The organism is Citricoccus sp. CH26A, assembly GCF_000224415.1.
Taxonomy (GTDB): domain Bacteria; phylum Actinomycetota; class Actinomycetes; order Actinomycetales; family Micrococcaceae; genus Citricoccus.
In genome coordinates this window covers 17,405-30,241 of record NZ_AFXQ01000021.1, presented here as the reverse complement: position 1 = coordinate 30,241, position 12,837 = coordinate 17,405, and the positions used below count along the sequence as shown (strand labels likewise).

General features: G+C 70.8%; 9 protein-coding genes. 6 read left to right on the top strand and 3 right to left on the bottom strand.

Annotation, left to right across the window (positions count from 1 at the left end; all coding sequences use genetic code 11):
- Positions 1-11: 11 nt before the first annotated feature.
- Together CITRI_RS0112260 and CITRI_RS0112255 are read right to left on the bottom strand one after the other, a co-directional pair.
- Positions 12-908, bottom strand: coding sequence for an ABC transporter ATP-binding protein (locus CITRI_RS0112260; protein WP_010145133.1), 897 nt, complete (start codon positions 906-908; stop codon positions 12-14).
- Positions 905-1,717, bottom strand: a complete 813-nt coding sequence (locus tag CITRI_RS0112255) for an ABC transporter permease (RefSeq protein ID WP_237709061.1) — start codon at positions 1,715-1,717, stop codon at positions 905-907. Before CITRI_RS0112255 ends, CITRI_RS0112260 begins: the two co-directional genes overlap by 4 nt.
- A 294-nt stretch (positions 1,718-2,011) precedes the next feature.
- On the opposite strand from CITRI_RS0112255, the gene wecB reads away from it, so the two are divergent.
- From wecB to CITRI_RS20635, 3 genes are read left to right on the top strand one after another with little or no spacing between them, the layout of a single operon-like run.
- Positions 2,012-3,154, top strand: a complete 1,143-nt coding sequence (wecB, locus tag CITRI_RS0112250) for a non-hydrolyzing UDP-N-acetylglucosamine 2-epimerase (protein WP_010145131.1) — start codon at positions 2,012-2,014, stop codon at positions 3,152-3,154.
- Between the two features lie 55 nt (positions 3,155-3,209).
- Entirely contained in the window at positions 3,210-5,366 is a 2,157-nt protein-coding gene (locus CITRI_RS20640; RefSeq protein WP_010145130.1) for an AAA family ATPase, read from the top strand.
- Complete coding sequence (locus tag CITRI_RS20635; RefSeq protein ID WP_369732253.1) at positions 5,279-7,021, top strand: AAA family ATPase; 1,743 nt, start codon at positions 5,279-5,281, stop codon at positions 7,019-7,021. Before CITRI_RS20640 ends, CITRI_RS20635 begins: the two co-directional genes overlap by 88 nt.
- Here CITRI_RS20635 and CITRI_RS0112240 read toward each other — a convergent pair.
- On the bottom strand, positions 6,978-8,267 hold the full coding sequence (locus CITRI_RS0112240) for an MFS transporter (RefSeq protein WP_010145128.1): 1,290 nt from the start codon (positions 8,265-8,267) through the stop codon (positions 6,978-6,980). The two genes, CITRI_RS20635 and CITRI_RS0112240, sit on opposite strands and share 44 nt — an antisense overlap.
- Positions 8,268-8,321: 54 nt before the next feature.
- On the opposite strand from CITRI_RS0112240, the gene ftsY reads away from it, so the two are divergent.
- The 3 genes from ftsY (at position 8,322) to ffh (ending at position 12,799) form a co-directional block, all read left to right on the top strand.
- Positions 8,322-9,542 carry a signal recognition particle-docking protein FtsY gene (gene ftsY, locus CITRI_RS0112235; RefSeq protein ID WP_010145127.1) on the top strand — a complete coding sequence of 407 codons (1,221 nt, stop codon included), beginning with the start codon at positions 8,322-8,324 and terminating at the stop codon, positions 9,540-9,542.
- 156 nt (positions 9,543-9,698) lie between these two features.
- Positions 9,699-11,045, top strand: coding sequence for an ammonium transporter (locus CITRI_RS0112230; protein ID WP_192807907.1), 1,347 nt, complete (start codon positions 9,699-9,701; stop codon positions 11,043-11,045).
- A 164-nt stretch (positions 11,046-11,209) separates the two neighbouring features.
- Complete coding sequence (gene ffh, locus CITRI_RS0112225; protein ID WP_010145124.1) at positions 11,210-12,799, top strand: signal recognition particle protein; 1,590 nt, start codon at positions 11,210-11,212, stop codon at positions 12,797-12,799.
- Positions 12,800-12,837: the final 38 nt, after the last annotated feature.

The following is a 12,837-nucleotide window of genomic DNA, read 5'->3' as shown; positions in this document are numbered from 1 at the left end:
CACAGTTGAGCCTAGGTCCACGTCACCGTGGTGAGCCGGAGCGATTTCTGTCGCATTGCCCGGAACTCCGCGGCCTCGTCCTTCAGGCCCTCGCTGAGGAGCTTCGTGTACTTGCGATAGTTCGCCGTGACCTTCGCCGGAGGGCCGTCCATGATGAGTTCACCCTGTTCGATCCAGACCACCCTCGTACACATGGTCTTGATCGTGTTCAGCGAGTGGCTGACCAAGAATACACACCCGGCCTGTTCGCGTAGCTCGTCGATACGGGCGCGGGTGCGGTCGCGGAACTGGGCGTCTCCCGTATTGAGGGCCTCGTCGATGATGAGGATCTCCGGATCCACGCTGGTGGCGATGGCGAATTGCAGCCTGGAAGCCATGCCGGACGAGTAGGACCTGAGCGGCAGGTGGAGTTTTCCGGCCAAACCACTGAGTTCCACGATGGACGGTCTCTTGGCCTCGACCTGCGCGGGGGTCATGCCCATGGCGAGGCAGCCCAAGGTGATGTTGTCATTGCCGGAGGCGGTCCTAACCAGGGCCGCGTTGACGCCCAGCATGATCGGCGTCGACGTCGCGTGGATGGTCCCAGTGGTGGGCCGCAACCTGCCGGTGATCATGTTCATGAGCGTGGACTTGCCGGAACCGTTGGTGCCGATGACCCCCACGGACTCGCCGTGATGGATGACGAGGGACAGCGGCCGGAGCGCTTCCACCCGGGACATCCTCGAGGCGCGCAGGCCCTTGAGCCATCGTCTCTTGGGGCTACCCGACGCCGGGGCCGTGAGGGTGCGGACGGTATAGGTCAGGCCGGCCCGGTCGATCACCACGGTCGGAGCCGAGGAGAGATCCTGGCTGCCTCCGTCCGGCCCGAGGTCGTGATCCGTGGACGTGATGTCGGAGGGGACGGTCATTGCGCGCGTCCGTACGTTTCTTCGGCCTGCCAGAACACGATTCCTCCAATGACCAGTGAACCGAGTGCCCAGCCGCCTAGCACGAGCCAGCGGCCCGGGTCCCCGACCCCGCCGTAGAGCAGGGCGTCCCGCGTGATGTCCAGAACACAGAACATGGGGTTCGCATGCATGAGCCCGATCAGGAGCGGGGTGTCCTCGAACCGTTCGACGCTGAAGAACACCGCCGAGATGTAGAGCCAGGCCCGCGTGCCGAAGGCGATGAGGTGGGTTACGTCGTTCCACCGGGCCACCATCCGTGCCAGGAACAGGCTGAGGCCCAGGTTCATGATGAACTGTAACGCCAGTACAGGGAAGAACAGGAGCCAGGTCCAGGAGATGTCCTCCGCCGGCGGGATCATCAGGATCAGGATGAACATCATCACGAAGGTGGGGACGTTGCTCAGCAGCTCCCGCACGTTCACGGCGATGGGCAGCGTGGCCCGGGGAAAGCTGAAGGCACGGATGACCGCCCGGTTGCCGACGATCGACTTGGATCCGGACGTGACCGCCGACGTGGTATAGCGGAACATGAACACGCCGATGATGAGGTAGCCGATGAAGTTCTCGATGCCGCGGCCGGTTCCCAGCAGGATCCCGAACACCAGAAAGTAGGTGGCGCCGTTGAGGATCGGGTTCAGCACCATCCACAGCCGGCCCAGGGAGTCATTGGTGGAACTGCCGGCAACGCGCGCCCGGGCATCGAAGAGGACGAAGTGCCGGTAGGTGAACAGTTGACCGATGTATCGGAAGAGATGGGGGCGTGCTCCCACCCGGGACACAGTCGAGCGATCGACCACGGTGTCCGCACGTGCCGCATCGACGTGATCGGTGGTGGAGCCGTGCACGGACATCGGGTGCCTTTCGACTCGGGCCTGACCTTCGGGTGGCGGCGTGTGGTGCGGACCAGCCTTCGATCCGCCCGGTGACCGATCCATGCTACCCGAGGGCGCCGTGCCGGCACGGTGCAGGGCAAGCCGACACGGCTGCGCATCCGGGTGGACTGCAACCCATAGTATGGCTCAGAGATCGCGCCGTTTGTACAGACACCGCCGAAGCGAGGAACCATGAAGAAGATCATGCCCATCTATGGCACCCGTCCGGAGGCCATCAAGATGGCACCGATCGTCACCGCACTGCAGGCCGCCGAGGACCTGGACTGCGTCGTCACGGTGACCGGGCAGCACCGCGAGATGCTGGACCAGGTGAACGAGCTGTTCGGCATCATCCCCGACCACGACCTGAACATCATCCAGCCGCGCCAGACGCTCAATGGAGTGCTGACCCGTACCATCGAGGGCCTGGACCGGCTCTTCGCCTCGGCCAAGCCGGATGCCGTGGTGGTCCAGGGGGACACCACCACCTCGACGGCCGGCGCCATCGCCGCCTTCTACTGCGGCATCCCGGTGGTGCACGTGGAGGCCGGGTTGCGCAGCTTCAACATCTGGTCCCCGTTCCCGGAGGAGGCCAACCGTAAGATGACCTCCCAGATCGCCAGCCTGCACCTGGCCCCGACCACGACCAGCCGGGACAACCTGCTGCGCGAGGCCCTTCCCGCCGAGGACATCTGCGTCACCGGCAACACGGTCATCGATGCACTCTTCCAGGTGGTCGAGAAGGCCGTGCCCTTCTCCGACCCCAAGCTGGAGGACATCGCGGCCTCCGACCGACGACTGGTCCTGGTCACCACCCACCGCCGGGAGAACCAGGGCGAGGCCATGCGCGGCGTGGGCCGCGCCCTCGCCCGCCTGGCCGCGACGTACCCGGAGGTGGACTTCGTCCTGCCGGCGCACAAGAACCCGGTGGTCCGGGAGGCCGTACTGCCGGCCATCGAGGACAAGCCCAACGTCACCATCACGGAACCGCTGGCCTACGGCGAGTTCACGCGGTTGCTGTCCGTCTCGGACGTGGTGCTCACCGACTCCGGGGGAGTCCAGGAAGAGGCTCCGGGCCTCGGCAAGCCGGTGTTGGTGATGCGTGAGAACACGGAGCGGCCCGAGGCCGTCGAGGCCGGGACCGTCCGGTTGATCGGAACCGACGAGGAGCGAATCGTCCGCGAGGTGAGCACCCTGCTGGACGATGCCGAGGCCTACGCGGCGATGGCCAATGCGGTCAATCCCTATGGAGACGGCCAGGCTGCGCCGCGTACCGTCGCGGCGATCCGGCAGTTGCTCGGCATCGGTCACCGGATGCCCGATTTCGCCGGATGACCGCGCGGTTCCGGTGCACGCCGGGATCGCCGGACGTCGCTGAGGGGACCGGGCCATGTACCTCAAGACCCTGACCGTCCGCGGCTTCAAGTCCTTCGCCTCGGCCACCACCTTCCACTTCGAACCGGGCGTGACCGCCGTGGTGGGCCCCAACGGCTCGGGCAAGTCGAACGTGGTGGACGCCCTGGCCTGGGTGATGGGGGAACAGGGCGCGAAGAACCTGCGCGGAGGGAAGATGGAGGACGTCATCTTCGCCGGCACCTCGGGGCGGTCCCCGCTGGGCCGCGCCCAGGTCTCCCTGACCATCGACAACTCCGACGGCGCCCTGCCGATTGAGTACGCCGAGGTCACCATATCGCGCACCCTGTTCCGCAACGGGGGCTCAGAGTACGCCATCAACGGCTCGCCCTGCCGCCTGCTGGACATCCAGGAACTGCTCTCCGACTCCGGCCTGGGCCGGGAGATGCACGTGATCGTCGGTCAGGGCCAGCTCGACCGGATCCTGCAGGCCAGCCCGGAGGAGCGGCGCGGCTTCATCGAGGAGGCCTCCGGCGTCCTCAAGCACCGGCGGCGCAAGGAACGCAGCGTCCGCAAGCTCGAGTCGATGCGCGGCAACCTCGACCGCGTCCGGGACCTGTCCGAGGAGGTCCGCCGCCAGCTCGGACCGCTGTCGAAGCAGGCCACGACCGCCCGGAAGGCCCAGCGCATCCAGTTCGACGTCCGGGACGCCCGCTCACGGCTGCTGGCCGACGACGTGCACCGCCAGCAGGCCGAACTGGAACGACTGGGCGCCGGCGACCGGGACCTCGAGGAGGCGGTGTCCCAGGCCGAGGCCGAGGTGACCCGGGCCGAGGAGGCCGCCGCCGCCGTCGCCGCCCGCCTGGCCACGGCGGCCCAGGCCTCCACCGCCGCCCGCGAGCACTGGTACCAGCTCTCCACCCTGGCTGAGCGCTACCGTTCCCTGGCCGCCGTCGCCGCCGAGCGCGAACGGTCCCGCCGCACCCCGGCACCGGCCCCTTCGGGCCCTGACCCGGACACGGCAGAGGACCTGGCCCGACGCGCCGCCGTCGAGGCCGAGACCGCCGCCGCCGGGGTGGACCAGGCGCGCCGGGAGCTGGAGGAGGCCAGCCGGGACCGCGACCAGGCCGAGCAGGAGGCCCGTCGCGCCTCCGACGCCTATACGCGCCTGGTGCAGGAGGCCGCCGACCGCCGCCGGGAGGCCGCCGTCGCCGCCGGCCGCGTCGAGGCCGCCCAGGCCACCGAACGGACCCTGCGGGCGCAGGCCGAGCAGGCCCGGACACGGTTGGCCGAGACCGAGGCGGCGGCGGCCTCCCTGCGTGCCGAGCTCACCGACCAGCAGGACCGGCTGACCGGTTCACTGGAGTCCGAGGAGGAACTGGACGCCGCCTATGAACAGGCCTCCGGCGCGGCCGACGAGCTCCGCGACCGCCTGCGCCGGCTCGACGAGGCCCTGGCCGCCGCGGAGTCCGCCCACGGGGCGGCGATCGCCCGCCGGGACGCCCTGGTGGAGGCGCTCGAGCCCGAGGCGGGCGCAGCCGTGACGGCGCTCGCCGACCTCTCACCGGTCGCGCTCGCCGAGGTCCTGCACGTGGACGGCGGGTGGGAGGCGGCTGTCGCGGCGGCCCTGGGCGGACCGGCGGACCAGCTGGTCCTGCCCGGTCACGGCTCGGCTGCCGATGCCGTCGAGGCGGCGGGGCGGCTGGGCGAGGAGGGGGCCGGTGACGCGAGGTTGCTGTACGCCGGTGAGCCCCGCGGTCACGACGACCCCGGGAGCACGGCACAGGCCCTGCCCGAGGGACTCGTGGACGCCCTGGCCGTGGTGACGATGGACGGGCCCGGACCCGGGACGGGACTGGCCGGCACCGTGCGCACCCTGCTATCCGGCACGGCGCTCGTGGAGGACCTGGACGCCGCCGTGGCCTGGCTGGATTCCGGGCTCCTCCCCGGACGGCTGCACGGTGCCCCCTGCGCCTGGCCACGCGGGACGGGCACGTGGTGGGACCGGGCTGGACCGACGCACGCGGTTCCGGTGCCGGCAGCCGCCTGGAGCGCCAGGCCGCCGCGGACGAGGCCACCCGGGCCGCCGCGGAGGCGGGCCACGAGGTGGAGCGCCTGCGGTTCCGGCGGGCCGGCCTGGACCGGGAGGTGCGGGAGGCGGAGGCCGCCGAGCGGACCGCACTGGACGCGTTGAACGCCTCGGACGCCCGCTTCACGGCCGTCACCGAACAGCTGGCGCGGCTCAACGAGCAGCTGGCCGGTGCCCACGAGGGCGCCCGCCGCCAGCGTGCCGAGCTCGCGGGGCTGCAGGACCGGCTCGCGGAGGCGACGGCCGCCGTCACCGCGGCAGAGGACCGGGCCCGGGCGACGGTCGCGGCCCAGGCCGGGGACGTGGTCGAGGACACCGGGGCCGGCACCCGTGCCGACGGGTCGGCGGACCCGTCCCTGCCCGGCGTGGAGGTGACCGGGGCGCGCGATCGGCCGTCCGCCGAGCCCGACCCGGCCGCCCGGGACGCCGCGGAACACCGTGCCGGACAGTCCCGGCACCGTGAGACGGAGGCCCGGCTGGCCCTGCGAGCCGCCGAGACACTCCACGCGCAGGCATCGTCCCGGGCCGAGCAGGCCCGGCGGCAGGTCTCGGCCTCCACCCTGGCCCACCGCGAACGCGAACGGGCCGAACGGACCCGGCTGGCCTGGCTGACCCGCATCGCGGCGGTGTCCTCGGCGCTGGCCCAGGGCCTGGAGCGGCTCGAGGCGGCCGTCGCCCGCGCCGACCGGGACCGGACCGACCTCGACCGGCAGGGTGAGGACCTCGCCGCCGAGCGCCAGCGCCTACAGCGGGCCGCGGAACAGCACCGCTCCGCCGTGGCCCGGGCCAAGGACCGCCTGCACGCGGCGCGGATGGACCGCCAGGAACACCAGCTACGCCTGGACCAGCTCATCGAGCGCGCCCGCGAGGACCTGGGGATGACGCCGGAGTTCCTCATCGAGCACTACGGGCCGCACGTGCCGGTCCCGCTGGCGCCGCCCGCCACCGCAGCCGGTGCGCGCGGGTCCGATCCGGGGACGGAGGCCGCCGAGGACGGGCAGGACCCGGCCCCCGTGGCCCGGACGGAGCAGGCCCCCGGTGGGGGAGCGACGGGGGAGACGGCCGCGATGGTGGAGACCGTCCCGTACGACCGGGCGGAGCAGCAGAAGCGGTTGCGCCGGGCCGAGCGGGAACTGGCGGCCCTCGGCCGGGTCAACCCGCTGGCCCTGGAGGAATTCGCGGCCGTGGAGGAACGCCACCGGTTCCTGACCGGTCAACTGCAGGACCTCGACGCCAGCCGCCGCGACCTGTTGAAGATCATCCAGGACGTGGACGACACGGTGCTGCGCGTCTTCCGCTCGGCCTTCGAGGATACGGCCGGCCAGTTCCAGCACGTCTTCGGCACCCTGTTCCCCGGTGGCGAGGGACGGCTCTTCCTCACGGACCCGGAGAACCTGCTGGAGTCCGGCGTCGAGGTCGAGGCCCGGCCGGCCGGCAAGAAGGTCAAGCGGCTCTCCCTGCTCTCGGGCGGGGAACGGTCCCTGGCCGCCGTGGCGATGCTGGTGGCCATCTTCAAGGCCCGCCCCAGCCCGTTCTACGTCATGGACGAGGTGGAGGCCGCCCTCGACGACACCAACCTCGGACGACTGCTGGAGATCTTCCGCGAGCTGCAGCAGGACAGCCAGTTGATCATCATCACCCACCAGAAGCGGACCATGGAGGTCGCCGACGCCCTCTACGGCGTCTCGATGCGGGGCGACGGCGTGAGCACCGTCATCAGCCAGCGTCTGGACGCTGCCCGGACGTCTCCGGGGGACTGACCTTCGGCAGCGCGCCGGTGCGCGGTCCACCCGGGGCGATGGGCAGGTTGGTCTCCGGGGCGAAGGCCCACGCGATCGCGCCCACCGCCAGGATGCCGCCGGTCAGGGCGAACGCCCAGCCGAATCCGGCCGCGTCCACCACCAGCCCGGCGATCAGCGGGCCCGAGATCGCCCCGAGGTCGGCCGCCATCTGGGCCGTGGACATCACCGGTCCGGCCTTGCGGTCCTGTCCGACGAGGTCGGCGATGGAGGCCTGCTGGGGTGCGTTGAGCAGGCCGGTGCCCGCGCCGGCGACGACGCACAGCGCCAGGAACAGCCACGGATCCTCCATCCAGCCGATGAAGGCGGTGCCGACGGCGGCCACGAGCAGGCCGATGATGATCAGGGGCTTGCGCCCGTGCACGTCCGAGAGCCGCGAGGAGAAGGTCACCGCCACGATGTTGCCGGCGGCGAACAGTGACAGCGCGGCGCCGGCGATCTGCGGGCCATCCAGCCAGAACCCCGCGCCCGTGAAGGCCGTCGCCGCCAGCAGGGGGGTCAGCGAGTTGCGGATGCCGAAGGTGGCCCAGCCGTTGGCGAAGAAGGACGTCAGTGCGGCCCGGTAGGAGTGGTTCTCCCAGGCCTGGGCGACCTGCATCGTCGGCCGGGCGTCCGGCTTGCCGCGGTCCGCGAGGCGGGAGTCCCGCAGCAGCACGAACACCAGCCCCGCGGCGATCACCAGGGAGGTGCCGTAGATCAGGAACGGCACCCGGTAGCCGAAGACGGCCAGCAGCGAGCCGACCACCGGCCCGGCGATGTTGCCGATGAGGAAGGCCGAGGCATACGCACCAGACACCCGGCCGCGGATGGTGGGCGGTGACTTGCGGGCCAGGAAGGCCATCGCGGACACCGTGAACAGGGTGGAGCCGATCCCCCCGAGGGCCCGGAACACCAGCAGCTGCCAGTACTCCTGGGAGAAGGCGATGAGGAACATCGAGGCCGCCACGATGAGCACCCCGGTCATGTACATCGGGGTCTCGCCGAACCGGTTGGTGGCACGGCCGGAGAACGGGGCGAACAGCAGCCGGGTCAGCCCGAAGGCGGACACCACCGCGGACACCGCGGTCGCGGAGGCGTTGAAGGACTGGGCGTACTGGGGAAGCACCGGGGCGATGATGCCGAATCCGATGGCGATGATGAAGGCCGCGGCGATGAGGACCTTGATCTCCCGGGGGATGGGGAGCTGTTCCCCCTTAGCGCGTGCCATATCCACCATCCTCCCACGAGCACCCGAGACACCTCGCTGTGACAGACTGGAGCGGTGGACCCCATCATTCTGATCTCCGTTGCTGTCATCCTCATCGTGGGCGTCAGCCTGCTGCTGTTCCTGGACCGGCGGCCGAGGCTGCCGGCGGGCACCTATCCCACCACGCGTGACCCCAATGACCCGGCCGGCGGCGGTTCGACGGCCGTCCTGGACCGGCCCGAGGCCGACCAGACCGTCGTCGGGGACGTGGCCTCGGCCGACGCCGGGCTGGTCGACGAGGACCGCGTGGACGCCGGCACGGCCGTCGTGGAGCCCGAGGCCCCCGCCGCGCCGGAACTCGAGCGGCCCGCGCCCGCGGCCGGCCGCCTGGCCCGGCTCCGCGCCCGGCTGGCCAAGTCCAACAACATCTTCGGCAAGGGGCTGCTCGCCCTGCTGTCCACGGACAACATCACGGACGACGTCTGGGACGAGGTCGAGGAGACGCTGCTGCTGGCCGACCTCGGCACCGAGCCCACCATGGAACTGGTGGACCGGCTGCGCGAGCGCGTCACCGTCGAGGGTTCCCGGGACCCGCAGCACGTGAAGGCCATGCTGCGGGAGGAACTGGTGCGGATGGTCGACCCGGCCATGGACCGCCGCCTCGACGCCTCCCGCAAGGACGGCCGCCCGGCCGTCATGATGGTCGTCGGCGTCAACGGCGTCGGCAAGACCACCACCGTCGGCAAGATCGCCCGCGTGCTGGTGGCCGAGGACCGACAGGTGGTGCTCGGCGCCGCCGACACCTTCCGCGCCGCGGCCGCCGAACAGCTGGCCACCTGGGGCGCCCGCGTCGGCGTGGACACCGTCCGGTCCGAGGAGGACGGGGCGGATCCCGCCTCGGTGGCCTTCGACGCCGTGAGGACCGGTATCGACCAGGAGGCCGACGTGGTCATCGTCGACACTGCGGGACGGTTGCAGAACAAGGCCAACCTGATGGACGAGCTGGGCAAGATCAAGCGCGTCATCGAGAAGCAGGCGACCGTGGACGAGGTCCTGCTCGTCCTGGACGCGACCACCGGCCAGAACGGGCTGAGCCAGGCCAAGGTGTTCGCCGAGGTCGTCGACGTCACCGGCATCGTGCTGACCAAGCTGGACGGCACCGCCAAGGGCGGCATCGTCGTGGCCATCCAGCGCCAGCTCGGCGTGCCGGTGAAGCTCATCGGTCTCGGCGAGGGCCCGGACGACCTCGCCCCGTTCCAGGCCGAGGGCTTCGTGGACGCACTCCTCGAGGACTGAGCCGAAACGAGCCGGTAACGCGATTCCCCGGTTCGTCACACACCCGAAACACCGCTGCGGGCACCGTGAAACACGGTGCCCGCACTCTTTAACCCAAGCCCGGTGATGCCACCCCCGGCCCCGGAACAGGTGAGAGAGGAACGTGCCGTGGAAGCGATTGAACTGACAGCCGGCCATGTCTGGACGATGGTGTGCGCCGGACTGGTCCTGCTGATGACTCCGGGACTGGCCTTCTTCTACGGCGGCCTGACGCGCGCCAAGGCCTCGTTGAACATGATGATGATGTCCTTCATCTCGATCGGGCTCGTCGCCGTGGTCTGGGTGCTGTGGGGCTACAACATGAGCGGGGGCGAGGGCATCGCCCAGATGTTCGGCAACCCCCTCACCGACGTCGGGCTCTACGGTGCCGTCGGCACCGAGGACCTGATCGGCATCGGCTTCGGCGCGACCTTCGCCATCATCACGGTGGCCCTGATCTCCGGGGCGATCGCCGACCGGGCCAAGTTCAGCACCTGGGTCGTCTTCGTCCCCGTCTGGGTCACCCTCGTGTACTGCCCCCTGGCCTTCATGGTGTGGGGCGGCGGGTTGCTGGGCGCCGAGGGTGCCATCGGCGGTGCGATCGGCGAGGCCGTCGACTTCGCCGGAGGCCTCGTCGTGCACATCTCCGCGGGCGTGGCCGCCCTGGTCCTGGCGCTGCTGCTGGGCAAGCGCCAGGGCTTCGGCACCGACCCCGGCCACCGCCCCCACAACATCCCCTTCGTGATGCTGGGCGCCGCCGTGCTGTGGTTCGGCTGGTTCGGCTTCAACGGTGGTGCCGCCTCCGACGCCGCCCAGGCCGGCCTCATCTGGGTCAACACCCTGGCGGCCCCCGCGGCGGCCATGCTCGGTTGGACCGTCACCGAGGCCCTCCGCGGCCACCGTGCGACCTCGATCGGCACCGCCTCGGGCATCGTGGCCGGCCTGGTGGCCATCACCCCGGCCTGCGCCTACGTCGACCCGGTCGGCGCGGTGGTCATCGGCCTGCTCGCCGGCGTGGCCTGTGCCCTGGCCGTGGGCCTGAAGTACAAGCTCGGCTTCGACGACTCCCTCGACGTCGTCGGCCTGCACCTGGTGGCCGGCATCCTCGGCACTGTGTTGATCGGGCTGCTGGGCCTGCCCATGGAGGACGGCCGGGCCGGGCTGTTCTACGGTGGAGACGCCTCGCTGCTGGTGGCACAGGTCGTGGCCGTGCTGGTCGCCGTCGTCTACGCCGGCGTGATGACCCTCGTCATCGGCGCCCTGCTCAAGGCCGTCATGGGTTGGCGCGTCACCCCGGAGGACGAGGAGATGGGGATCGACCAGGCCCAGCACGCCGAGATCGCCTACGAGTTCGGCGGTGGCGGCATGGGCACCGCCTACGCGGCGAACTCCCCGGCCGAGGCCGCCGAACCGGTCACCGCACCGGCACCGGGCGCCGTGCCGCCCGCGGCACGGGAAAGGGTTGATACCCTTGGAAACCGGTAGTTTCCGCCCACTGCGGTCACGGCCGCGCTGAGGCACCCGCTCACGGGGCGGGCCGCACGTCGCGGCCCGCCCCGCCGTCGTCGCCGGGAGCCGCCGCCCGCAGCATGATTCCCAGCGCGGGTCCTCCCGGGCCCGCACCGCACACCGAAGGAAAGTGCCCCGCCGTGTTCAACTCCCTGTCCGACCGCCTGGCCGCCACCTTCAAGAACCTGAAGGGCAAGGGGCGGCTGTCCGAGGCGGACATCGACGCCACGGCCCGCGAGATCCGGCGGGCCCTGCTGGACGCAGACGTCGCCGTCCCGGTGGTGCGGGAATTCATCGGCCACATCAAGGAGCGCTCCCTCGGCGAGGAGGTCAGCCAGGCCCTGAACCCGGGCCAGCAGGTCGTCAAGATCGTCAACGACGAGCTGGTGAACATCCTCGGTGGCGAGACCCGCCGGCTGCACCTGGCCAAGAACCCGCCGACCGTCATCATGCTGGTCGGCCTGCAGGGTGCGGGCAAGACCACGTTGGCCGGCAAGCTCTCCCGGCACCTCAAGGGGCAGGGGCACACCCCGATGCTCGTGGCCGCCGACCTGCAGCGGCCGAACGCCGTGCGCCAGCTGCAGATCAACGGTGAGCGCGCCGGCGTCCCCGTCTTCGCCCCGCACCCCGGTGTCTCCAGTGAGTTCGAGGACGCCACGGGCGACCCGGTGCAGGTGGCCCGCGACGGCGTGGCCGAGGCCCGGGCCCGCTACAACGACATCGTGATCATCGACACGGCCGGCCGTCTCGGCGTGGACCAGGAACTGATGCGCCAGGCCGCGGACATCCGCGCGGCCGTCCAGCCGGACGAGGTCCTGTTCGTCCTCGATGCCATGATCGGCCAGGACGCGGTGGCCACCGCACAGGCCTTCAACGAGGGCGTTGGCTTCACGGGCGTGGTGCTGTCCAAGCTCGACGGTGACGCGCGCGGCGGCGCCGCGCTCTCGGTGCGCTCGGTGACGGGCAAGCCCGTCATGTTCGCGTCCACGGGTGAGAACCTGGACGACTTCGAGGTGTTCCACCCGGACCGGATGGCCTCGCGCATCCTGGACATGGGCGACGTGATGAGCCTGATCGAGCAGGCCGAGCGCAGCTGGGACAAGGCCGAGGCCGAGAAGATGGCGCGGAAGTTCGTCGACCAGGAGGACTTCACCCTCGACGACTTCCTGGACCAGATGCAGCAGATCAAGAAGATGGGCTCGATGAAGAAGCTCCTGATGATGATGCCCGGGGCCCAGGGCATGCGTCAGCAGCTGGAGCAGTTCGATGACCGCCAGGTCGACCGGATCGAGGCCATCATCCGCTCGATGACCCCGCACGAGCGGGTGGCCCCCAAGATCATCAACGGTTCTCGCCGGGCCCGCATCGCCCGGGGGTCCGGGGTCCAGGTCTCAGAGGTCAACGGCTTGCTGGAGCGCTTCGGGCAGGCCCAGAAGATGATGAAGAAGATGGCCGCCGGCGGGGGCATGCCCGGGATGCCGGGAATGCCCGGCGGCGGCGGTGGCGCGCGCAAGGGGAAGGGCAAGGGCAAGAAGGCCAAGCCCCGTTCGGGCAACCCGGCCAAGGCCGCCCAGGAGATGCGCGAGCTGGAGGAACGCCGGAAGCGCTCCGCCCCGCAGGTGCCGGGGTCGGCCTTCGGCCAGGGTGCCGACGGCGCGGGATTCGACCCGTCGTCGCTGAACCTGCCTAAGGGGTTCGAGAAGTACCTCGGCGGTGGCCCCGGGCAGTGACCCGGTGGCCCGGCCGGACCGGGCCAGGCCCGTGGGCC

What these genes read in the sequence shown, in the direction of transcription:
- CITRI_RS0112260 (WP_010145133.1), bottom strand. Translation starts at nt 908, where the DNA reads ATGACCGTCCCCTCCGACATCACGTCCACGGATCACGACCTCGGGCCG.
- wecB (WP_010145131.1), top strand. Translation starts at nt 2,012, where the DNA reads ATGAAGAAGATCATGCCCATCTATGGCACCCGTCCGGAGGCCATCAAG.
- CITRI_RS20640 (WP_010145130.1), top strand. Translation starts at nt 3,210, where the DNA reads ATGTACCTCAAGACCCTGACCGTCCGCGGCTTCAAGTCCTTCGCCTCG.
- CITRI_RS0112240 (WP_010145128.1), bottom strand. Translation starts at nt 8,267, where the DNA reads ATGGCACGCGCTAAGGGGGAACAGCTCCCCATCCCCCGGGAGATCAAG.